Below are 19,842 nucleotides of genomic sequence, written 5' to 3'. Positions count from 1 at the left end.
CCTCGGGACGGCTCAGCCCTCGAACAGGTCCTGCCCGCCGGTCCTGGGCGGCGTCACGCCCAGGTGCCGGTAGGCGGCCAGGGTGGCCACGCGGCCGCGCGTGGTGCGCTGCAGGAAGCCTTGCTGTATGAGGTAGGGCTCGATCACGTCCTCGATGGTGCCGGCCTCCTCGCCAATGCTGGCGGCAATGTTGTCCAGGCCCACAGGTCCGCCATCGAAGCGGTGCACCACGGCTTCGAGCAGCTTGCGGTCCATCACGTCGAAGCCCTGCGGGTCCACATCGAGCATGGCCAGGGCGCGATTGGCGATCTCCTTGGTGATGCGGCCATCGCCCTTGACGTCGGCATAGTCGCGCACGCGGCGCAGCAGGCGGTTGGCGATGCGCGGCGTGCCGCGCGAACGGCGTGCGATCTCGAAGCCGCCCGCCTCGTCCATGGGGGCATTGAGCAGGCCAGCGCTGCGCTGCACGATGCGCGCCAGCTCCTCGGAGGTATAGAACTCCAGCCGCGCGACGATGCCGAAGCGGTCGCGCAGCGGGTTGGTGAGCATGCCGGCGCGCGTGGTGGCCCCCACCAGGGTGAAGGGCTGCAGGTCGAGCTTGATGCTGCGCGCGGCCGGGCCTTCGCCGATCATGATGTCGATCTGGTAGTCCTCGAGCGCGGGGTAGAGGATTTCCTCGACCACGGGCGAGAGGCGGTGGATCTCGTCGATGAAGAGGACGTCGTTCTTTTCCAGGTTGGTCAGCAGCGCCGCCAGGTCCTTGGGCTTTTCGAGCACCGGGCCGCTGGTCTGGCGCAGGTTCACCCCGAGTTCGGCTGCGATGATGTGGCTCAGCGTGGTCTTGCCCAGGCCCGGCGGGCCGAACAGCAGCACATGGTCCAGCGCCTCTTCGCGCTTGCGCGCCGCGCCGATGAAGATCTCCAGTTGCTCGCGCGCCTTGGCCTGGCCCACGTACTCCTGCAGCAGCTTGGGCCGCAGGGCACGCTCGATCGCCTCCTCCTGCGGGGAGGCGGGCGCGGCGGACACCACGCGCTTGGGCGGTGGCACGGGGGCGAAATCGTCGGTCTGGATGGTCACAGTGGTTCTGTCCGGGGGTCGAATGCCCGCGCGGGCGGGCAGGCTGGAACTATATCGCCCGGGCGTCCCCCCAGGGGTAAAGTAAGCGGGAGCGGCGCCGATAGAGGAAGAAGACCATGAAAAAGACGATGCCCGCGCCCACCCGCCTGCCCCGGCCACTGCTGTTGCAACAGCTGGCCGCGCTGGCGGCCTGTGGCGCCACCGCCCTCGCCGCGACCGCCCAGACCGCGCCGCCCCCACCCTCCCGAGCCGCCAGCGGCACGATCCGCATCGAGAACCCGCAGGACAAGGCCACCCTGGCCACCCGCATCGACGAGGCCATCCAGCGCGCCAAGGCCCGGAATGCGGCCCCCACCCCGCCAGGCGCACGCCGGCGGGCCGAGCCCCTGCCCAGCGTGGAGGTGCGCATTCCGCCCGAGCGCCCGCGCAAGCCGGCCAAGGCCGAAATTTCTCCGCCGGCCCCGCCCCGACCGGCTGTGCAGGACCCTGGAGCCAGCCGCCGTTACATCCAGACGCGGGCAGCCGAACTGGCGGCCGCCGCGCCGCCGGCCCCGCCACCACCGCCCGCCGACCCGCGCACGGTGCGCTGGGACCACGCCAGCGGCGACCGGGGACCCCAGGCCTGGGGCAGCCTGCACCCGGACTTTGCGGCCTGCAGCCAGGGCACGCGGCAGTCACCGATCCACATCACGGCCCAGGACGTGGCGACGGGCCCGGCCGACCCCCTGCCCTTCGGCCACCAGTTCTTCGGCGGCACAGTGTGGAATACGGGGCACGGCCTGGAACTGGAGGTGGAAGGCGCCAGCATCCTGCCCCTGCGCGGAGCCCCCTGGCGCCTGGTGCGCATGCAGTTCCGCCACCCGGCGGAGGAGCGGGTGCACCTGCAGAACTACCCCATGGCCACCGAACTGGTGTACCAGGGCCCGAACGGCCAGATGGCCGTGGTGAGCGTGCCCATGCAGCTGGGCAGCCCCAACGCCTTCATCACCCGCATCTGGACGCACATGCCCCTGGATGCGCAGGACCGCGTGCGCCTGCCGCAGCCGGTGCTTTCCGTGGGCGAGCTGCTGCCGCAGGACCGGCGCTACTACCAGTATGCGGGCTCCCTGAGCGCCCCGCCCTGCACCGAGGGCGTGCTGCGCATCGTGATGAAGGCCCCGGTGAGCATAGGGCTCGAACAGCTGCGCCTGCTGCAGCGCGTGTCGCCGCCCAACGCACGGCCCGTGCAGGCGACCCATGGCCGCCTGGTACGCGAGTCCCAGTAGCTATTTGGCCAGTGACTTGAGTGCCAGCTTGATCCCGTCGCTCACGCCCACGTCGGTCGGCAGGGCCTTGAGCGCGGCGGCCGCTTCCTTGTCGTTGTAGCCCAGGGCCAGCAGGGCCTGCAGGATGTCGGCCTGGGCATCGCTGGCGGCGTGGTGGTGCGCGCCCCCCATGTCGGCACCCAGCTTGCCCTTGAGCTCCAGCAGCAGGCGCTCGGCGGTCTTCTTGCCGATGCCGGGCACCTTGACCAGGCGCCCCGCCTCCTGCAGCGTGATGGCCTGGGCCAGGTCGCCCACACCCATGCCGCTCAGGATGGACAGCGCCGTGCGCGGACCCACGCCCGAGATCTTGATCAGCTCGCGAAAGGCCTGGCGCTCTTCGGGCGTGCCAAAGCCATAGAGCAGTTGCGCGTCCTCGCGCACGATGAACTGCGTGAGCAGGCTCACGCGCTCACCCACCGAGGGCAGGTTGTAGAAGGTGCTCATGGGCACATTCACCTCGTAGCCCACGCCGTGGCAGTCCAAAAGCACCTCGGGGGGATTCTTCTCCAGCAGGGTGCCGGTCAATTTGCCTATCATTGATGTCCTTTGCCGACGCTGGCGTGCCGCGCGGCGCCGCCGCATGCACCGTGCCTGCGGCCGTTTCCATTGCCTGACGGGAATTATCAGCGTGATCCTGCGCCACACCTTCACTCCCCACAACAACACCCGGCTCACCCACCTGTGCGGGCCGGCCGATGCGCACCTGCGCACCATCGAGGAGGCGCTGCAGGTCAGCATCGCGCACCGGCACGAGCAGTTCAAGGTCGATGGACCCAAGGCCAAGGCGACCCAGGCCATGGAGCTGCTGCAGGCGCTGTACGAGATGGCCGAGCGCCCCATTCCCGAAGACCACATCCAGCTCATGCTGGCGGGCGACAGCGAGCTGCTGGAAGCGCCGGACGGCGCCATCGTGCTCAACACGCGCCGAACCGACCTGCGCGGGCGCACGCCCACGCAGAACCTGTATTTGCAGAACATCGCCACGCACGACATCACCTTCGGCATCGGCCCGGCCGGCACCGGCAAGACCTACCTGGCCGTGGCCTGCGCGGTAGATGCACTGGAGCGCAGCAATGTGCAGCGCATCGTGCTGACCCGCCCGGCCGTGGAAGCCGGCGAGCGCCTGGGCTTTCTGCCCGGCGACCTGGCACAGAAGGTGGACCCCTACCTGCGCCCGCTCTACGACGCGCTGTACGAGCTGATGGGCAGCGACAAGGTGCAGAAGGCCTTCGAGCGCAATGCCATCGAGATCGCACCGCTGGCCTTCATGCGCGGGCGCACGCTGAACAACGCCTTCGTGATCCTGGACGAAGCCCAGAACACCACGCCCGAGCAGATGAAGATGTTCCTCACGCGCGTCGGCTTCGGCTCGCGCGCCGTGGTCACGGGCGACGTGAGCCAGATCGACCTGCCCAAGGGCGCGATGAGCGGCCTCGTGGACGCCGAGCGGATCCTGAAGCGCGTCAAGGGCATCGCCGTCACCCGCTTCACCAGCGCCGACGTGGTGCGCCACCCGCTGGTGGCACGCATCGTCGATGCCTACGAAGCCTCGACCACACGCCGCAGCGCGGCCTCCACCCGCGCACGCGGCGAGTAAGCACAGAGAACCTGCCATGCCATTGAACCAACTGTCTCTGTCGCTGCAATTCGGCCGCTTCGACGGCGCCGCCGCCCACCGCGCCGTGCTGCCACGCCACAAGGTTGCGCGCTGGATACGCCACGCCCTGGCCACCGACGCCGAGATCACCGTGCGCATCGTCGATGCCGAGGAAGGCCGCCAGCTCAACAAGGACTACCGGCACAAGGACTATGCGACCAATGTGCTGACCTTCGACTACACCCAGGAGCCCCTGGTCACGGCCGACCTGGTGCTGTGCGCCCCGGTGATCGAGCGCGAGGCGAAGGAGCAGAACAAGAGCCTGGAAGAGCACTACGCCCACATGCTGGTGCACGGCGCACTGCACGCCCAGGGCTGGGACCACGAGACCAGCGCGGCCGATGCCGACGAGATGGAGGCCTACGAGACCGCCATCCTGCAGGAACTGGGCTTTGCCGACCCCTACGACGCCAAGCCCGTAGCAGCCAAGCCAGCGAAGGCCCGCAAGCGCTAGCAGTCCACCCCATCCACCGGCTGCCACCAGGACAGAGCGCGGGGCTGCGCACCCCACTGGACCGTGAAGTAGTTGCCGCCCCCGTTGGCAGGCTGGTCCCAGCGCCGTGCAATGGGCTGACCGGTGAGGTGGCAGTACAGCAAGGTTCCCACGACACCGTGCGAGACGATGGCGATACTGCCGGCCGTGGTGTCGCTGGCGGCAATGGAGGCCACGGCCCCCGTGATCCGGGCCTGCGCATCGAGGGCCGTCTCCCAGCCACGCACCGATGCGCCGGGCTGCGCAAAGAACACATCGGCCACGGCCTCGAACTCGGCCCGCGGGAGGTAGCCCGTGGAGGAGCGGTCGTTTTCGCCCAGCGCTGGATCCTGGGTGAACCCCAGCCCGCAATGCGCTGCCAGGATGGCAGCGCCATCGATGGCCTTTTGCTCGGTGCTGCAGTAGATGGACGACAGGCCCGCCACCCAGGGCAGCGCGAGCGCCGCCGCCATGCGGTCCCTGCCACGCGCCGACAGGGGCCAGCGGGTGATGGGCACAGCAGGGTCGATCACGACATCGGGGTGGCTGATGAAATACAGGGTGCGCATGGTGAAGCAGGGGAGGCCCGAGGAATTTCCCTTTTTGAGGCAAAACACCTTTTACCCGATCCATGCGCCGTGACCGCGCAGGGCGCTGCATCTCCCCCTAAGATGCGCGCCACGCCAGCCTGGGCTGGCGCTTCCTTTGCACCACCGATCCCCGCGCTCCATGCCTGAAATTGCCCTGCTGCTTGCCGCTGCCTTCGTGGCCGGCGCCCTCAATGCCGTTGCCGGGGGCGGCAGCTTCCTGACCCTGCCGGCCCTGGTGTTCACAGGGGTGCCGCCCGTAGTGGCCAATGCCACGGGCACGGTGGCGCTGCTGCCGGGCTACATGGCGGGCGCCTGGGGGTTCCGCGAAGAGACGGCACCGCCCCCGGGGCTGTCGATGCGGCTGCTGGTGGTGCTGGCCCTCGTGGGCGGTGCGGCCGGCGCGGCCCTGCTGCTGGTCACACCCGAGTCCACCTTCCGCCGCGTGGTGCCCTGGCTGCTGCTGGCCGCCACGGCGCTGTTCGCCTTTGGCCCCTGGCTGCGGCAACGGCTGGCGGGCGGCGCCCCCTCCACCCCCAAGGCGGTCGCCGGCCTGCTGGCCGTGGCGGCCTATGGCGGCTATTTCAACGGCGGGCTGGGCATCCTGCTGCTGGCCCTGTTCGGCCTGCTCGGGCAGGCGAACCTGCATGCCATGAACGGCCTCAAGAACTGGGTCTCGGCCCTGCTCACGGCGATTGCCGTGGCCATCTACGCGGCCGGCGGCGTGGTGCAGTGGCCCCAGGCCCTGATGATGATGCTGGCCGCCACGGCCGGCGGCTACGGCGGTGCGCGCGTGGCGCGGCGCATCCCCGCGCACTGGCTGCGCGGCGGCATCGTGGCCACGGGGCTGGTGATGGCGGGCTTGTTCTTCTGGCGGCAATGACAGCGGGGCGGTGGTGGATGCAGCCCGGCCTCGGGGCACCCGGAAAATGATCGACGCGGGTCGCCTGCGCCAAGTGCTGGCGATCGCCGACGGCTGAGGCCTGCCCCTGCAGGCCTGGCGCAGGTGCTTTAAGCTCGGGGAATCGCTCCCCGGGTTTCCATGCTGCTGCGCATTCTCTCCATCCTGTTTCCTTTGTTCGCCATTGCAGCCCTGGGCTATGCCGTCGGGCGGCGCATGAAGCCCGATCTCTCCACCACCAACGAGCTCAACCTGGCCGTGTTCGCGCCGGCCCTGGTGTTCGGCGCCATCGCGAGCAAGGATTTCCGCGCCCAGGACCACCTGCCGCTGCTGGCGGCCACGCTGCTGCTCATCGCCGGCACGGGCGTGGTGGGCTGGCTGGTGGCACGTGCGCTGCGCATGGACCCCAAGACGCTGGTGCCGCCCATGATGTTCAACAACTGCGGCAACCTGGGCCTGCCGCTGGCGGTGCTGGCCTTCGGCCAGGAAGCGCTGGCACCGGCGGTGGCGATGTTCGTGGTCTCCAACGCGCTGCAGTTCTCGTTCGGCATCTGGCTGCTGGACCACCAGGCACGGCTGCGCACGGTGTGGGCCTCGCCCGCCATCCTGGCGGCCATCGCAGGCCTGGTCGTGGGCCTGGCGGGCTGGGAGCTGTGGCCGCCCCTGCTCACGGCCATCCGCATGGTGGGCGACATCTCCATCCCGCTGATGCTGTTCGCGCTCGGGGTGCGCATGGCGGACTCGCGCATCCACTCCATCGGCTTCGGCGTCTTCGGTGCCGTGCTGCGCCCGGTGGCGGGCATGGCCATCGCGTGGGCCGTGGCCTGGGGCATGGGCCTGGCGCCGCGCGAGCAGGGACTGCTGCTGGTCTTCGGTGCGCTGCCGCCCGCGGTGATCAACTTCATTCTGGCCGAGCGCTACCAGCAGGAGCCCGACAAGGTGGCGTCGATGGTGCTCATCGGCAACCTGGGCGCACTGGTGTTCCTGCCTTTCGCGCTGGCCTTCACCTTGCCGTAGCGGCCCGCGCAGGCCTGGAGCGCCGGCTTTCTGCGCCGAACCAGGCAGGGCTTGCCCCTTGGCTGCCCGGGGGCACTGTCATCAAGCCGCAACGCGTGGCGGCGACAGTTGAATCAAATTGTTACATTGGTTCAGCCGCCAGTCCTGCCCATGACCGTCCGCCTGCGCATCACCCTGCTCATCACCCTCACCTTCCTGGCGCTGTGCGCCATCGGCGGCTTTGCGCTGTACCAGTCGTCCCGTGGGGCCCAGCAGGTCAAGGCGGTCACCGAAGGCGTGGTGCCCAGCACCATCCAGTCGGTGGAACTGATGGGCCAGCTCAAGGACGTGCACATCGCCACCATGGCCATGGTCTCGGCGCCCGACGAAGCCAGCGCCAAGACCCTGCACGAAGCCCTCTCCACGCGCAAGGCGGACCTGCAGAAGGCCCTGGCCGAGCAGATGCGCCAGGCCGACAGCGACGCCCAGCGCGGCCTGATCAAGGAAGCCGAGATGAGCCTGGAGAACTACTTCCAGGCCATCGACAGCACGGCCCAGTTCAAGCTGGCCGGCCAGCAGGAGGCCGCCGAGGCCACCATGGCCGCCACCGTGGACCAGTACCTGCGCGAGCAGGGCCAGATGATCGAGGCCGTGCAGGTGGAAAAGCGCCGCGGCAAGGACCAGGCCATCGCCTCGCTGAACACCAACCTGCGCGAAACCACGACCACGCTGAGCGCGATCACGCTGGTGGCGGTGCTGGGCATGGCGGGCATCGGGCTCATGCTGTACCGCCAGATCGTGCGGCCCATCGGCGAGATGGAGCGCAAGATGACCGAGATCGCCACCAGCCAGGACTTCTCGCACCGCGTGCCGGTGGCGCGCATGGACGAGATCGGGCGCTCGCTCACGGCCTTCAACCTCATGGTGGCCAAGATCGAAGAAAGCACCGAGCTGGTCCGCCAGCGGACGGCCGACATCCAGGTCATGCTGCACACCATTCCCCAGGGCATCCTGACGCTGCAGGCCGGCGGCCTGGTCCACCCCGAATACTCGGACCACCTGGCCAGCATCGTCGGCACCCGCGAGATCGCCGGGCGCAGTGTGGTCGATCTGCTGTTCACCCACACCGATCTGGGTGCGGATGCGCTCTCGCAGGCCACCACGGCCATCGACGCATGCATCGGCGAAGACGTGATGAACTTCGAATTCAACGCCCACCTGCTGCCCGGCGAGGTGAGCGCGTGTTTCGCGGACGGGCGGCCCAAGGTGCTGGACCTCAGCTGGTCACCCATCGCCGCGGCCGACGGAAGCATCGAGCGCCTGATGCTCTGCGTGCGCGACGTGACCGAGCTGCGCGAGCTGGCACGCGCCGCCCAGGCGCAAAAGCAGGAGCTGGCGATGATCGGCGAGGTGCTGGCCGTGCAGCAGGAAAAATTCCAGGATTTCGCGGACAGCTCGGCCTCCTTCGTGCTGCACAACCAGCGCCTGCTGGACGCCGCAGCCACCGATGCGCCGGCCCGCAGCGCCGCTGTCGCGGAGCTGTTTCGCAACATGCACACCCTCAAGGGCAATGCCCGCACCTACGGCCTGCTGCAGCTGGCGGACGTGGCCCACACGGCCGAGCAGCGCTACGACGCCCTGCGCCAGGACCTCTCGGGCTGGGACAGTGCGGCACTCGATGCCGAACTGCAGGCGGTGCGCGCATCGCTGGAGCACTATGCCCAGATCAACGACACCACACTCGGCCGCAAGGGCCCGGGGCGCCGTGGCAGCGTGGAAAAGTACCTGATGGTGCCGCGCGAACGCATCGACGCGCTGCTGCAAGACGCTGGCAACGCCCTCCAGAGCGGCGACGCCAACGCCCCGCGTGCCCTGCTCGAAGAGGTGCAGCATGCACTGCAACTGCTGGGCACCAGCCCGCTGCAGGACATGCTGGAGCCGGTGCTCGCCTCGCTGCCCGGGCTGGCGCAAGAACTGGGCAAGGAGGCACCCCAGGTCGCCATCGCCGATGGTGGCGTGGTGCTGCGCACCCAGGTCGCCGACGTCTTGCGCAACACCTTCATGCACCTGCTGCGCAACGCGATGGACCACGGCATCGAGGCAGCGGCAGAGCGCGCCGCCAACGGCAAGCCGCCGCAGGGCCGGATCGGAATCCGCCTGCACCAGGCCGGCGCGCAGCTCGCGCTGCGGCTGTCCGATGACGGCCGGGGCCTCCACCTCAGCCGCATCCGTGACAAAGCCATCGCCTCGGGACTGGTGCCAGAGGGCAGCCGCCTCACGCCCGCCGAAACGGCCCAGTTGGTCTTTGCCCCCGGTTTCTCCACCGCCAGCGCGGTGACCGCCATCTCGGGCCGCGGGGTCGGCATGGATGCGGTGAAGACTTTTGTCGAGTCCCTGGGTGGCAGCATCGCGCTCGAACTGGGGCCGACCAGAGAGGGTTCGGAGCATGTGCCGTTCCAGACCGTGATCCACCTGCCCGCGCAGTACGGCGTGGCGCAGCGCATCCCTGTGGGGTTTGCCGAGGAGGCCGCACGATGATGGACATCCTGATGCTGCTGTGCGGCGGCGCCCTGGGCGCAGCGCTGGTCGGGTGGCTGTCACGCCGCCGGCTGCGCCAGGCCGCGCTGGCGGCCGAGGTCGTGGACCCGCATGCCCAATGGGCGCTGGAGAGCGAGAACGCACGGCTCCAGGCCCAGGTCGATCAATTGCACGGTGCGCTGCAGCAGACCCAGGCCCGCATGGAAGACGCCCTCACGCAGTGGCAGCAGGAGCAGCGCCTGATCGCGCACAGCGCCGGTCAGCAGACCCAGGCCTTGGTACAGGGCGCGATGGGCCACAGCCAGACGCTGGCCAAGGCCCTGGCCGAGCTGCAGGGCATCAGCAAGACCTTCGAGCGCTGGCATGCCGACATGAGCAAGCTCGTGGCCCACAACAAGGACATGCACGAAAAGAACGACGAGTTTGCGCGCATCGTGCGCCAGATGGTGATCGTGGCACTCAATGCCTCGATCGAGGCGGCCCGCGCGGGCGCTGCCGGGCGCGGCTTTGCCGTGGTGGCCAACGAAATGCGCGCGCTCTCGGTGAACGCAGAGGCCCTGTCCAAGCACTACCGGGACAACCTCTACAAGAACGACCTGATCGCCACCACCACCTTCCAGGACATGCAGGCCGGCGGCAAGATGGTCATCAACACGGCCATGGGCCTGGCGCTGACCAATCGCAAGATCCAGACCGCCCTGGGTGCCTGATTCCGACACCATGACACTGAGCCAACGCGCCAGGGACAGCCTGGACGGCATGATGGCCGAAGGCCTGCGCCAGAGCATGGCGCAGCACCACCCCGGCGCGCAGATCCGCGCCGTGGCCGCCCCCGGTCCGGCATCGGCAGCCACCCACATGGCGGTGCTGTCGATTGCCTCCTACTCCTTTCGCATCATCACCGCACTGCACTTCGCACACGATGCGCGCACCCGCGCCTGGATCGCGGGCCGGATCGGCCTGGACGAATCCGGCATGGGTGGCCAGCCGTTCCTCGACGCGGTCTGCGAGATCGGCAACATGTGCTGCGGCACGCTGAACCGCGAACTGGGCGCGTTCTACGACTGCCTGGGCCTGTCCACCCCGCAGGTCCTGGACATCCGCAGCCTGCCGCACTTGGCGCAGATCGGTACGGACCACCTGCAGCACTTCGAGATCACCGACCTGCTGCCCGGCCCGCCCCTGTACGCGACCCTGTGCGCCCGCGCCTACACCCCCATGGACTTCCACTGGACGGCCCCCGAGGTGCAGGAGACCGCGGGTGAGCTGGAATTCTTCTGACCCGCTTTTCTCTTTCCTACAAGGACACCACCATGGCCAACATCCTCGTCGTCGACGACTCCAGCACCGTGCGCAACGAAGTCGGCAACTTCCTGGGCCAGAACGGTTTCGACATCGCGTTCGCGGTGGACGGCCGCGATGGCCTCACCAAACTGCAGCAGGACCCACGCATCAAGCTCGTGGTCTGCGACGTGAACATGCCCCACATGGACGGCCTGACCATGGCCGAGAAGGTGCGCGGCGAGCTCAAGAACACCGGCGTCAACATCGTGATGCTGACCACCGAGAACTCGCCCGCCATGAAGGAGCGCGGCAAGGCCGCCGGCATCCGCGGCTGGATCGTCAAGCCGTTCAACGGCCCGGCGGTTCTGGGCTCGTTCCAGAAACTGGTCGGCGTCTGACCCCGCCTAGGCAGCCGCTGGCGCGATGCGCAGCGGTATGGTGATCGGCCCGTCGTTGACGAGGTGCACCTGCATCTCGGTCGCAAAGCGGCCGGTGGCCACCACCGGGTGCAGGGCACGCGCCTGCTCCACCACGTAGTCGAACAGGCGCCGCCCCTCGTCGGGCGCGGCGGCTTGGGTGAAGCTCGGGCGGTTGCCGCCGGTGGTGTCGGCGGCCAGCGTGAACTGGCTCACCAGCAGCAGGCCTCCGGCCACGTCCTGCAGGCTGCGGTTCATCTTGCCGGCCTCGTCGCCGAAGATGCGCAGTTTGAGCAGCTTGGCCAGCAGCCGGTCGGCCTCGGCCTCGGTGTCGCCGCGCTCGGCGCACACCAGCACCAACAGGCCATGGCCGATGGCGCCCACGGTCTGGCCCTCTACATCCACGCGCGCCTCGCGCACGCGCTGAATCACACTGATCACGTCGTCACATCCTCGGTTTCGGGTTCATGGAAAAGCGCCTCTACATCGTTGGGCAGCAGCTCGATGGTGGCGCGCAGGCCGGGCACGGCAGCCACCAGGGCCTGCTCCACCTGGCCGCGCAGCCGGGCGGCCTGGCCCAGTGTCCAGTTGGCGGGCACATGCAGGTGCAGGCTGGCGAACTGGCGCTGGCCGGCGCGCCGCGTGGACACATGGTCGAAGCGCACCGCCCCGGGCACCTGGGCCTGCGCGAAGCGCTGCAGCGTGGCCTCGATGGCGGCCTGGACCTCGGGCTCGGCGGCCTCGTCCATCAGGCCCTGGGAGGAGCGCCAGACCAGGGACACGCCCTCCCTGAGGATATTGAGCCCGACGGCGATCGCGGCTGCCGCGTCGAGCCAGAGCCATCCCGTGAGTGCCGCGGCCGTGATGCCCACCAGCACGCCGGCCGATGTCCAGACATCGGTGAAGAGGTGGCGCGCATCGGCCTCCAGCGCAATCGACTGGTGCACACGCGATGAGCGCAGCATGAGCCAGGCCAGCACGCCGTTGAGGACCGAACTGGCCACCGACAGCGCCAGCCCCCAGCCCACCTGCTCCAGCGGCTGTGGAGCGAACAGCCGGTGCCCGGCTGCCCAGAGAATGCCCAGCGACACCCCGACGATGAGAATGCCCTCGAAGCCGGAGGAGAAGTACTCGGCCTTGTGGTGGCCATAGGGGTGGTTCTCGTCGGCCGGCCACTGGGCGATGGTCACCATGGCCAGCGCAAACACGGCGCTGGCCAGGTTGACGAAGGACTCCATGGCGTCCGACAGCAGGCCGACCGAGCCGGTCACGTACCAGGCCAGCGTCTTGAGCGCGATGGTGACCAGCGCCACGGCCACCGACGCCCACAGCAGATTGCGGGGCGTGAACCAGGGGTGGAGCGACGGGGCTGCGGTGGACATGGCGGAATGGATTACACCAGACCGCCTGCGTGCCAGAATCCGCACCATGACCAAGGCATGGCGCCATCGCCTCGCAGGATTGCTGTTGTGGGCCCTCGTGGCCGCAGCCGGTGCCGGCTGGCTCGCCCATGCGCGCGTGGAACAGCTGCGCGCGGCCTTCGATACCGACGCGCGCATCGTGCACCGGCTGCTGAGCCAGCGCGTGGTGCAGCACGACGCCGTGATGGCCACGCTTGCACTGCTCCAGCCCCCGGTCCCGGGCGCCATGGCCGACACGGCAGCGGCCTCGACCCTGCCGCGCCTGCCCTCTGTCTACCCGCAGATCCTGGCCGTGCTGCAGCGCCCGGCCGGCGGTGCCTGGCCGACCGCACAGAAGGCGGCGCTCGACGCGGCCGAAGCCACCTCGCGCCGCACCGGGCGCGCCGAGATGGCCCTGGCCGATCTGGCCGCCGGCCGCTACCACCTGGTGCTGGCGGGCAGCCCCGCCAGCTACGCGCTGCAGATCGATCTGGCCGCCACCGTGCCGCAGGAAGAATGGCCGATGAACCGGGTGACCAGCCCGGTGCGCGTGGCGCTCGAACGGTCCGGCCAGGCCTTCATCGTCCAGCCAGGCCGCCACCTCGACCGCATGGGCTGGCATTTCGGCGTGCACAAGCTGCTGGCATCGCCCAGCCAACCCCTGGACGTGGTGGCCGAACGCACCGTGACCCCGGCCGAACTGCCCTGGTGGGCCATGCTGGGCTGGTGTGCACTCACTGCGGCGCTGTGGGCCGGGGCCCTGGCTTGGTGGCGCCAGCGCGTGGCACGCCAGCGGGCCGAAGAACTGCTGCGCCTGGGCCAGGTGGCCCGGCTCAACACCCTGGGCGAGTTGGCCGCCGGCATGGCGCACGAGCTCAACCAGCCCCTCACGGCCCTGCTGGCCAGCACCCAGGCTGCCAAGCGCCTGCTGGGCGAGTCACCGCCCGACCTGGACACGGCCTTCGAAGCCATGGGCCGCGCCGTGGAGCAGGCGCGCCGCGCATCGGCCGTGGTGGGCCGGCTGCGCCGCCTGGTGGAGCGGCCCGACCTGGCCGGCCAGGCCCAGCCGCTGGCACTGCCGGCCGCTGTGCAGGACGTGCTGCACCTGGTGGAGCCCGAACTCCGCCAGCGCGGCGTGGCCCTGGAGTTGGCCGCCGAACCCGAGCTGCCCGCGGTGCTGGCCGAGCCTGTGGCGCTGCAGCAGATCGTGCACAACCTGGTGATGAATGCCTTGCAGGCCATGGAACAGGTGCCAGCCAGCGAGCGCCGGCTCGAACTGCACATGGCGCAGCAGGACACGGGCCAGGTGGCGCTGACCGTGCGCGACCATGGCCCGGGCATCCCGGCCGAGGCGCGCGAGCGCCTGTTCGAACCTTTCTACACCACGCGCGAAGGGGGCCTGGGCCTGGGGCTCACTCTGTGCGAAAGCCTGGCACAGGCCATGGGCGCGCAGCTCTGGCTGGCTCCGGCCGGCGGTCGCGGCGCGGCTTTCGTGCTGGAGCTGCCAGTGACGGCGCAGGCGCCCTCGGTGGCCCACCCGGCCGCGCCCCTCTCCACCCCCGTGCATCCATGACCGACCACGCCACGCCCCTGTCGCCGCTGATCCACCTGGTGGACGACGATGCCGCCGTGCGCGACAGCCTCTCCCTGCTCATCGGCACCGTGGGCCTGCGCGTGCAGGCCTGGGCCGACCCGCTGGCCTTTGCCGCCGGCTTCGACCGCGCCAGCATCGGTGCCATCGTGCTCGACGTGCGCATGCCGGGCACCAGCGGCCTGACCCTGCTGGAACAGCTGCTGGCCCAGGGTGTGGACCAGCCCGTCGTGATGCTCACCGGCCATGGCACGGTGGACATGTGCCGGCGCGCCTTCAAGGCCGGGGCCGCCGAGTTCCTGGAAAAGCCGGTGGACGACGAAGTGCTGCTGGAGACCCTGCAGAACGCCGTCCGCCAGCATGTGCGCTCGCGCGAGCGCCACCAGGCCGACCAGCAGGCGCGCGAGCGCCATGCCCAGCTCTCGGCGCGCGAACGCGAGGTGCTGGGCCTGATCATCGAGGGGCTGACCAACAAGGAGATCGGCCGCGCACTCGAACTCTCGCCGCGCACGGTCGAAACCCACCGCGCCAACCTGTTCGCCAAGCTCGGGGCCGAATCGCTGGCCCAGCTGATACGGCGCTATGCGGCGCTGGTGGACGGCGCTCCGTAGTTCTACGGAGGCCCGCGCGTAGCCGCACGAATGGTGCCGGCGGCCTGCATTTTTTACAGTTCTCCCACGGCCCGACACCCTGCCAGGCCGGCCTTCCAAACCACCGGAGAACACACCATGCAACGCTACGTCAAGACCGCCGCCGCCATCGCCATCGCATTCGCTGCCACCGCCGCCAGCGCCGAAGGCGTGCGCACCGAGAAGAACATCTCGCTGGACCTGGCCACGCAGATCGCCGCCCAGACCGTGGCCACCTGCACCGCCAACGGCTACGCCGTGAGCGCCACCGTGGTGGACCGTGCCGGCACCGTGCGCGCCGTGTACCGCGCCGACAACGCCGGCCCGCACACGCTGGAAGCCAGCCGCCTGAAGGCCTACACCTCGGCATCGGCCAAGAACACCACCCTGGCCATGATGGAAGGCGCGCAAAAGAACCCCGCCGCTGCCAACCTGGTCAACATCCCCGGTTACCTGCTGCTGGGCGGCGGCGTGCCCGTGAAGGTGGGCAACGAAGTGATCGGCGCCGTGGGCGTGGGCGGTGCGCCCGGCGGCCACCTGGACGAGCAATGCGCCGTGGCGGGCATCGCCAAGGTGCAGGACCAGCTCAAGTAAGCCCTCACCAACCGAACCCGAGCACGCCATGGCCCACCGCACCGCCCCTTCTTTCGCCAGCACGGCGCGTGCGCTGTGCGCCATCGCCGCCCTGACCTGTGCTGCATTGCAGCCGGCCCAGGCCCAGGTGCCGCCCAGCCCGGCCGACATCGCCGCCTACCAGGGCATGCATGCCGCGGCGGCCCAGGGTGACAGCGCGGCGCTGCAGCGCCTGCTGGCCAGCGCCGGCGCCGCCCAGCTCAATGCCCGCGACGCCCATGGCCGCACGCCGCTGCATGTGGCCACCTTCGCGCGCCAGCGCGAGGCCATCCGCGTGCTGGCCAAGGCCGGCACCGGGTTGGACCTGCTGGAGAACGACCGCTACGACGCCGTGACCATCGCCGCTGTGGCCGACGACGAAGAGACCCTGGCCCTGCTGCTCTCGCTGGGCGCCAGCGCGAAACAGGTCACCAGCCGCTACGACGGCACGGCCTTGATCGCCGCCGCCCACCTGGGCCACGACGGCGTGGTGCGCCAGCTGATCGCCGCCGGCGCGCCGCTGGACCATGTGAACAACCTGCACTGGACGGCGCTGATCGAGTCCATCGTGCTGGGCAATGGCGGGCCGCGCCACCAGGCCACGCTCAAGGCCCTGGTCCAGGCCGGCGCCAGCAAGGCGCTGACCGACCGGCAGGGCAACACCCCTCTGCAACTGGCACGCCAGCGGGGCTACGATGCCATGGTACAGATGCTCAGTCGGTGACGAGGCGCGCTTTGACGGCCTTGCCCTTGACGCGGCCGCTGTTGAGCCGGTCGGCAGCCTGCCGGGCAATGGAACGGTCCACCGCCACATAGGTGGAGAACTCGTTGACGTTGATCTTGCCGATCTGCTCGCGCGTGTAGCCCATTTCGCCGGTGAGCGCGCCCAGCACGTCGCCGGCGCGGATCTTCTCCTTGCGCCCGCCCACGATCTGGATGGTGGCCATGGGCGGCACCAGCGGCCCGCTGCCCGTGGGGGTGAGTTCGGCCAGTGGGTACCAGCGCGATTCGCGGCCCTGCAACTGCTCGATCTTGCCCACGCTGCCCATCTCGTCCATGCTGGCCAGGTTGAGCGCCAGGCCCTCGGCATCGCCGCGGCCGGTGCGGCCGATGCGGTGGATGTGCACCTCGGGGTCGGGCGTCACGTCCACATTGACCACGGCCGCCAGGTTGGCGATATCGAGGCCGCGCGCCGCCACGTCGGTGGCCACCAGCACCGAGCAGCTGCGGTTGGCGAACTGCACCAGCACCTGGTCGCGCTCGCGCTGCTCCAGCTCGCCGTAGAGCGCCAAGGCGCTGAAGCCCTGGGCCTGCAGCACGGCCACGAGGTCGCGGCACTGCTGCTTGGTGTTGCAGAACGCCAGCGAGGACTCGGGGCGGAAGTGGTTCAGGATCTGCGAGACCACGTGCAGGCGTTCGGAGTTCTTCACCTCGTACCAGCGCTGCGCGATCTTGCCTTCGGCATGCTGGGCCTGCACCGTGATCTGCACGGGCGTCTTCATGAACTGCTGGCTGAGCTTGGCAATGCCCTCGGGGTAGGTGGCCGAGAACAGCAGGGTCTGGCGTTCCTTGGGGCACTGGCGCGCCACGGTGGCGATGTCGTCGAAGAAGCCCATGTCCAGCATGCGGTCGGCCTCGTCGAGCACCAGGGTGTTGAGCGCCTCCACCGACAGGTTCTGGCGCTCCAAGTGGTCCATGACGCGCCCGGGCGTGCCCACCACGATGTGGGCGCCGTGCTCCAGGCTCACGGCCTGGCCGCGCAGCGGCACGCCGCCGCACAGGGTCACGACCTTGATGTTCTCTTCGGCCCGCGCCAGGCGGCGGATCTCGGTGGTCACCTGGTCGGCCAGCTCGCGCGTGGGGCACAGCACCAGCGCCTGCACGGCGAAGCGGCGCGGGTTGAGGTTGGCCAGCAGGGCCAGGGCGAAGGCGGCCGTCTTGCCGCTGCCGGTACTGGCCTGGGCAATCAGGTCCTTGCCCAGCAGGGCGGGCGGCAGGCTGGCCGCCTGGATGGGGGTCATCTGCGTGTAGCCCAGCTGCTGCAGGTTGGCCAGCGTGGCGGGGCCGAGGGCCAGCGCGCTGAAATCAGCGGCGGCTTGGTTTTCTTTGGAAGTCATGGACCCGATTATCCGGGCCACGCCACAAAAGGACCATTTGCCGGCGGCATAGGGGCAACTACCTTACGCCGTTGTCAGGTGGATCGGCTATAACGAATGCAGTGCAGGAACCGGGTGGTACATGCCAGAAACGATCAACGCAGCCAGCACCGCCGAGCAGGGCCGCTCCAGCGACCTGCTGCTGCGCCTGATCGCGGACTCCGTGCCTGCGCTGATGGCCTATTTCGACCTGCCCGGCCTGCATTGCCTGTTCGCCAACCAGGGCTATGCGGCCTACAACGGCCATTCCACCGAATCCATCCTCGGCCTCACGGTGCAGGAGGCCATTGGCGACAAGGCCTGGCAGGCCATACAGCCCCATGTGGAGCGCTCCAGCCGGGGCGAGCACGTCAAGTATGCGCGCGAGCAGACCCTGCCCAATGGCGAGCTGCGCATGATCGAAGTCAATCTCATTCCGCACTTCGACGCCGCACAGAAGGACCGGCAGTTGGGCTCTTTCGTGCTGATCACCGACATCACCGAGCGCTGGCGCGCCGAGCGCTCGGTGCGCGAGAGCGAAGAGCGCATGCGCAAGTTCACCGAGGCGACCGACGAGGCCATCGTGTTCCACCGCGACGGCCTGATCTCCGACGGCAACGAGGCACTCTACCGGCTCACGGGCTATGCGCTGCACGAGGTGGTGGGCCTGTCCATCTTCAACTTCATCAGCCCCGAATGGCGCGCAGTGGCCCTCGACTACACGCGCAGTGGCCGCGAAGACCCCTACGAAGTCACCATCCGCCACAAGGACGGCCACGCCATTCCGGTGGAGGTGGTCGGCAAGACCATGCCCTTCCACCATGCGGACTACCGCATCGTGGTGGTGCGCGACATCACCGCGCGCAAGCAGGCCCAGGAGCGCGAGGCCTTCAACGCCCTGCACGACTCCCTCACGCAACTGCCCAACCGCCGCCACCTGATGGACCAGTTGGCCAAGGCCCTGGTCCGCCACCGCCAGGACCGGGTGGCGGTGCTGTTCGTGAACCTGGACCATTTCAAGACCGTGAACGATTCGCTCGGCCACCATGCCGGCGACCAGTTGCTGCGCGAGGTGGCCGACCGGCTGCGCCACTGCGTGGGGGATGCCGACGTCGTGGCCCGCCTGGGCAGCGACGAGTTCGTGCTGGTGCTCACCCACATCCAGGCGCCCGAGGATGCCGCCCGCGTCGCCGACGCCGTGCTGCAGGCCATGCGCACCGTCTTCACAGTGGGGCACCTGCCGCTGACCATGTCGCCGTCCATCGGCATCAGCCTGTTCCCTGACGACGGGGCCACGGGCGACGCGCTGCTGCGCTGCGCCGACGCGGCCATGCAGCAGGCCAAGGACAGTGGCCGCGGCAACCGGCAGTTCTACCAGCCCGGCATGGACCTGCGCGCCATGGAGGTGCTGCAGCAGGAGCGCCTGCTGCGCGAGGCCATCGCAGACAGCGCCTTCGTGCTGCACTACCAGCCGCAGATCTGCCTGAAGGACGGCACGCTGCGGGGCTTCGAAGCCCTGGTGCGCTGGCGCCACCCGGTGCGCGGCCTGGTGGGGCCGATCGAGTTCATCGCCTTTGCCGAGTCGCGCGGGCTCATCACGCCGATTGGCCGCTGGGTGCTGCACGAGGCCTGCCGCCAGCTCAAGGCCTGGCAGGATGAGGGGCTGGCCCTGGTGCCCGTGGCGGTCAACCTGTCGGCGCTGGAGTTCCGCCAGCGCGACGTGGCCGGCGAGATCGCCACGGCCCTCCAGGCCACGGGACTGGCGCCGCAGTACCTGGAGATCGAGCTGACCGAGTCGGTGCTGATGCACCAGACCGGCCAGGTGCTCGGCACGCTGCAGGCCCTCAAGGACCTGGGCGTGGGCATCTCCATCGACGATTTCGGAACCGGCTACTCCTCGCTGGCCTACCTCAAGCGCTACCCCATCGACAAGCTCAAGATCGATCGCTCCTTCGTGATGGACACCCCCGGCAGCGCCGACGACGTGGCCATCGTCACGGCCATCGTGCAGATGGGCCGCAGCCTGCAGCTCAAGACCGTGGCCGAGGGGGTCGAAACGGCCGAGCAGATGGCCCTGCTGCGCCGCCTGGACTGCGACCTGGTCCAGGGGCACCTGGTCTCGGAGCCCATGGACGCCCCCGCCATCCGCCAATGGCTGCTGGGCCACTCCGCCCGGACAGCCGCCTGAACCCCCGCAAACCCGCGCCAGGCGCCAGGCTGCGGGGGTTTCGCGTGAATTTCTG

General features: G+C 69.4%; 20 protein-coding genes. 14 read left to right on the top strand and 6 right to left on the bottom strand.

Annotated features, from left to right (window positions below):
• Positions 1 to 12 precede the first annotated feature (12 nt).
• Positions 13 to 1,077 carry a Holliday junction branch migration DNA helicase RuvB gene (gene ruvB, locus AC3WOH_RS03500; RefSeq protein ID WP_492228025.1) on the bottom strand — a complete coding sequence of 355 codons (1,065 nt, stop codon included), beginning with the start codon at positions 1,075 to 1,077 and terminating at the stop codon, positions 13 to 15.
• Between the two features lie 116 nt (positions 1,078 to 1,193).
• Here ruvB and AC3WOH_RS03495 point away from each other — a divergent pair, with 116 nt between their 5' ends.
• Positions 1,194 to 2,342: a carbonic anhydrase family protein gene (locus AC3WOH_RS03495; protein ID WP_492228024.1), complete on the top strand. Its 1,149-nt coding sequence runs from the start codon at positions 1,194 to 1,196 to the stop codon at positions 2,340 to 2,342.
• Here AC3WOH_RS03495 and ruvA read toward each other — a convergent pair whose 3' ends face one another.
• A complete protein-coding gene (ruvA, locus tag AC3WOH_RS03490; protein WP_492228023.1) occupies positions 2,343 to 2,918 on the bottom strand; it encodes a Holliday junction branch migration protein RuvA in 576 nt (191 codons plus the stop codon).
• A 91-nt stretch (positions 2,919 to 3,009) separates the two neighbouring features.
• On the opposite strand from ruvA, the gene AC3WOH_RS03485 reads away from it, so the two are divergent.
• Together AC3WOH_RS03485 and ybeY are read left to right on the top strand one after the other, a co-directional pair.
• Positions 3,010 to 3,978 (top strand): PhoH family protein, encoded by a 969-nt coding sequence (locus AC3WOH_RS03485; RefSeq protein ID WP_492228022.1) that lies wholly within the window; start codon positions 3,010 to 3,012, stop codon positions 3,976 to 3,978.
• 16 nt (positions 3,979 to 3,994) lie between these two features.
• On the top strand, positions 3,995 to 4,492 hold the full coding sequence (gene ybeY / locus AC3WOH_RS03480; protein WP_492228021.1) for an rRNA maturation RNase YbeY: 498 nt from the start codon (positions 3,995 to 3,997) through the stop codon (positions 4,490 to 4,492).
• On the opposite strand, the gene AC3WOH_RS03475 is transcribed toward ybeY, so the two are convergent.
• A complete protein-coding gene (locus AC3WOH_RS03475; RefSeq protein WP_492228020.1) occupies positions 4,489 to 5,079 on the bottom strand; it encodes a histidine phosphatase family protein in 591 nt (196 codons plus the stop codon). The genes ybeY and AC3WOH_RS03475 overlap by 4 nt on opposite strands.
• 160 nt (positions 5,080 to 5,239) lie before the next feature.
• Between AC3WOH_RS03475 and AC3WOH_RS03470 the strand changes: the two genes are divergently transcribed.
• The 6 genes from AC3WOH_RS03470 to AC3WOH_RS03445 all read left to right on the top strand — a co-directional run bounded on the left by AC3WOH_RS03470 (position 5,240) and on the right by AC3WOH_RS03445 (position 11,214).
• Complete coding sequence (locus AC3WOH_RS03470) at positions 5,240 to 5,980, top strand: sulfite exporter TauE/SafE family protein (RefSeq protein WP_492228019.1); 741 nt, start codon at positions 5,240 to 5,242, stop codon at positions 5,978 to 5,980.
• A 159-nt stretch (positions 5,981 to 6,139) separates the two neighbouring features.
• Entirely contained in the window at positions 6,140 to 7,015 is an 876-nt protein-coding gene (locus AC3WOH_RS03465) for an AEC family transporter (RefSeq protein WP_492228018.1), read from the top strand.
• Between the two features lie 150 nt (positions 7,016 to 7,165).
• Positions 7,166 to 9,532 (top strand): ATP-binding protein, encoded by a 2,367-nt coding sequence (locus AC3WOH_RS03460; RefSeq protein ID WP_492228017.1) that lies wholly within the window; start codon positions 7,166 to 7,168, stop codon positions 9,530 to 9,532.
• Positions 9,529 to 10,242, top strand: a complete 714-nt coding sequence (locus AC3WOH_RS03455) for a methyl-accepting chemotaxis protein (protein WP_492228016.1) — start codon at positions 9,529 to 9,531, stop codon at positions 10,240 to 10,242. Before AC3WOH_RS03460 ends, AC3WOH_RS03455 begins: the two co-directional genes overlap by 4 nt.
• Positions 10,243 to 10,252: 10 nt before the next feature.
• Complete coding sequence (locus tag AC3WOH_RS03450; RefSeq protein WP_492228015.1) at positions 10,253 to 10,813, top strand: hypothetical protein; 561 nt, start codon at positions 10,253 to 10,255, stop codon at positions 10,811 to 10,813.
• A 32-nt stretch (positions 10,814 to 10,845) separates the two neighbouring features.
• A complete protein-coding gene (locus tag AC3WOH_RS03445) occupies positions 10,846 to 11,214 on the top strand; it encodes a response regulator (protein WP_492228014.1) in 369 nt (122 codons plus the stop codon).
• 6 nt (positions 11,215 to 11,220) lie between these two features.
• Here the strand turns inward: AC3WOH_RS03445 and dtd are convergent, their stop codons facing one another.
• Both dtd and AC3WOH_RS03435 read right to left on the bottom strand, forming a co-directional pair.
• Positions 11,221 to 11,673: a D-aminoacyl-tRNA deacylase gene (gene dtd, locus AC3WOH_RS03440; protein WP_492228013.1), complete on the bottom strand. Its 453-nt coding sequence runs from the start codon at positions 11,671 to 11,673 to the stop codon at positions 11,221 to 11,223.
• Positions 11,670 to 12,614 carry a cation diffusion facilitator family transporter gene (locus tag AC3WOH_RS03435; RefSeq protein WP_492228012.1) on the bottom strand — a complete coding sequence of 315 codons (945 nt, stop codon included), beginning with the start codon at positions 12,612 to 12,614 and terminating at the stop codon, positions 11,670 to 11,672. Before AC3WOH_RS03435 ends, dtd begins: the two co-directional genes overlap by 4 nt.
• 46 nt (positions 12,615 to 12,660) lie before the next feature.
• On the opposite strand from AC3WOH_RS03435, the gene AC3WOH_RS03430 reads away from it, so the two are divergent.
• The 4 genes from AC3WOH_RS03430 to AC3WOH_RS03415 all read left to right on the top strand — a co-directional run bounded on the left by AC3WOH_RS03430 (position 12,661) and on the right by AC3WOH_RS03415 (position 16,188).
• On the top strand, positions 12,661 to 14,205 hold the full coding sequence (locus AC3WOH_RS03430; RefSeq protein ID WP_492228011.1) for a sensor histidine kinase: 1,545 nt from the start codon (positions 12,661 to 12,663) through the stop codon (positions 14,203 to 14,205).
• Positions 14,202 to 14,834, top strand: coding sequence for a response regulator transcription factor (locus tag AC3WOH_RS03425; protein ID WP_492228010.1), 633 nt, complete (start codon positions 14,202 to 14,204; stop codon positions 14,832 to 14,834). The genes AC3WOH_RS03430 and AC3WOH_RS03425 overlap by 4 nt, the downstream gene beginning before the upstream one ends.
• Before the next feature lie 117 nt (positions 14,835 to 14,951).
• Positions 14,952 to 15,446, top strand: a complete 495-nt coding sequence (locus AC3WOH_RS03420) for a GlcG/HbpS family heme-binding protein (RefSeq protein ID WP_492228009.1) — start codon at positions 14,952 to 14,954, stop codon at positions 15,444 to 15,446.
• A gap of 28 nt (positions 15,447 to 15,474) precedes the next feature.
• On the top strand, positions 15,475 to 16,188 hold the full coding sequence (locus AC3WOH_RS03415; protein WP_492228008.1) for an ankyrin repeat domain-containing protein: 714 nt from the start codon (positions 15,475 to 15,477) through the stop codon (positions 16,186 to 16,188).
• Here AC3WOH_RS03415 and dbpA read toward each other — a convergent pair.
• A complete protein-coding gene (dbpA, locus tag AC3WOH_RS03410; RefSeq protein WP_492228007.1) occupies positions 16,178 to 17,581 on the bottom strand; it encodes an ATP-dependent RNA helicase DbpA in 1,404 nt (467 codons plus the stop codon). The two genes, AC3WOH_RS03415 and dbpA, sit on opposite strands and share 11 nt — an antisense overlap.
• Positions 17,582 to 17,702: 121 nt before the next feature.
• Here dbpA and AC3WOH_RS03405 point away from each other — a divergent pair, with 121 nt between their 5' ends.
• Positions 17,703 to 19,787 carry a putative bifunctional diguanylate cyclase/phosphodiesterase gene (locus AC3WOH_RS03405; protein ID WP_492228006.1) on the top strand — a complete coding sequence of 695 codons (2,085 nt, stop codon included), beginning with the start codon at positions 17,703 to 17,705 and terminating at the stop codon, positions 19,785 to 19,787.
• Positions 19,788 to 19,842 lie beyond the last annotated feature (55 nt).

Source organism: Acidovorax sp. FW305-C-20-28 (assembly GCF_058783375.1).
Note: the sequence above shows the minus strand (reverse complement) of the source record. Positions and strands in the feature narration are given on the sequence as shown.